Raw genomic sequence first — 1,858 nt, 5'->3', positions numbered from 1 at the left:
GTGCCGGAACGAGTCCGATCGTCGCCGCCGCCACTCCCGCCACCGCGACGGGGACGATGTAGCGCACCGTCTTCCGGCGGCCCACGACCGTGCCCGTGGCCTCGCCCGTGCCCTGTGCGCTGTCGTTCGGTGCCATGTCTGCCCTACCTCCGTGATCGGCGGCTGCCATCCCGTTGCGCTCGTCCACTCCCCGCCGCCCTGCTCACCCGATGTGGTCGGAAGTGGTCGGTCTCCATCTGACCAAATCGGGCGGCGGCGGGCGTCAGCCCCGGGGAGCAACTGGGCGTACCTCTCCGGGATGACGCCGGTCGGGCAGCACCCTAGGGTCGGCCGACGCGGTGCACCCGGGCGCGGGACGCCGGGTCAGCCCGCGCGGTGCACCACGGCGTCGCACAGCTCTTCGAGGGCGGACTTCGCGTAGCACTCGGGCAGCGGCTTCAGCGCGGCACGCGCCTCCTGGGCGTACCGGACGGTGTCCCGCCGCGCCTGCTCCATCGCCGGGTGGGAACGCAGTCCGTGCAGTGCCTCGGCGAGCCGGGCGTCGTCGCTCAGGTCGCCGTCGAGCAGCTCCACGAGCTTCAGGTCCTCGGGCCTGCCCTCGGCGGCTGCCCGCGCGCGCAGGTGCAGGACGGGGAGGGTGGAGATGCCCTCGCGGAGGTCGGTGCCCGGGGTCTTGCCGGACTCGTGGGAGTCGGAGGCGATGTCCAGGACGTCGTCGGCGAGCTGGAAGGCGACGCCGAGCCGCTCCCCGTACTGGGTGAGGATGTCGACGACCGACTCGTCGGCGCCCGCCATCATGGCGCCGAACCGCCCGGCCACGGCGACCAGCGAACCGGTCTTGCCGCCGAGCACGTCCATGTAGTGGTCGACCGGGTCGCGTCCGTCGCGCGGGCCGGCGGTCTCCAGGATCTGGCCGGTGACCAGCCGCTCGAACGCCTCGGCCTGGATGCGTACGGCCTCGGGGCCGAGGTCGGCCAGGATGTGCGAGGCACGGGCGAAGAGGAAGTCACCCGTCAGGACGGCGACGGAGTTGCCCCAGCGGGCGTTGGCGCTGTCCACCCCGCGGCGTACGTCCGCCTCGTCCATCACGTCGTCGTGGTAAAGCGTCGCCAGGTGCGTCAGCTCCACGACCACCGCCGCGGGGACGACCCCGGGCGCGTCGGGGTCACCGAACTGCGCCGCGAGCATCACCAGCAGCGGGCGGAACCGTTTGCCCCCGGCGCTGACGAGGTGCTGCGCGGCCCCCGTGATGAACGGGACCTCGCTCTTGGTGGCGTCCAGCAGCCCGGCCTCGACAGCGGCCAAACCGGCCTGGACCTCGGCCTCAAGGGTCTGGTCCCGCACGCGCAGTCCGAACGGCCCGACGACGGTCACGAGGGGATCTCCTGTCTGCTGACGATCACACGGAATGTCGATGTGTCGCTGCCTTTCACTCAAGTCAGCGTATCCGGTCCCGTTTGGATCACCGTGGGCGCCTTCCCGCCACCGCCGGTATGTTCGGGATCAGCTCATACGATCAGGAGTCACTGCTTTGTCCCACGCCCCCACGCCCACCGCACCGGACGCCCCCGCTCCCGAGGACGACCAAGCCTTCTTCGGGCAGCCACGGGGCCTGATGACGCTGTCCGGACTGGAGGTCTGGGAGCGCTTCTCGTTCCTCGGCATGCAGGCCATCCTCGTCCTCTTCTTCGCGGACTCGGTCGCACACGACGGCCTGGGCATGGACCCGGGCACCGCCGCCTCGGTCTCCGCCGCCTACGGGACGCTCGTCTACCTGGTCTCGGTGGCGGGCGGCTGGCTGGCCGACCGGATCCTCGGCTCCTACCGTGCCGTCCTCTACGGCGGCGTCCTCATCGCA

Annotated in this window: 1 protein-coding gene and 2 pseudogenes; 1 reads left to right on the top strand and 2 read right to left on the bottom strand. The window is 71.5% G+C overall.

Features of this window, described 5'->3' with window-relative positions; translation table 11 throughout:
* Together IH13_RS42080 and IH13_RS0106345 are read right to left on the bottom strand one after the other, a co-directional pair.
* Window positions 1–136: pseudogene (locus IH13_RS42080) on the bottom strand (DUF2092 domain-containing protein); the annotation flags it as partial.
* Window positions 137–363: 227 nt separating this feature from the next.
* Complete coding sequence (locus IH13_RS0106345; protein ID WP_031081761.1) at window positions 364–1,374, bottom strand: polyprenyl synthetase family protein; 1,011 nt, start codon at window positions 1,372–1,374, stop codon at window positions 364–366.
* A gap of 40 nt (window positions 1,375–1,414) precedes the next feature.
* Between IH13_RS0106345 and IH13_RS0106340 the strand changes: the two are divergent.
* Window positions 1,415–1,858 (top strand): annotated as a pseudogene (locus IH13_RS0106340) (MFS transporter); the annotation flags it as partial.

Origin of the sequence: Streptomyces sp. NRRL WC-3549 (genome assembly GCF_000721935.1) — a bacterium.
Taxonomy (GTDB): domain Bacteria; phylum Actinomycetota; class Actinomycetes; order Streptomycetales; family Streptomycetaceae; genus Streptomyces.
This window is presented reverse-complemented; position numbering and strand designations above follow the sequence as displayed.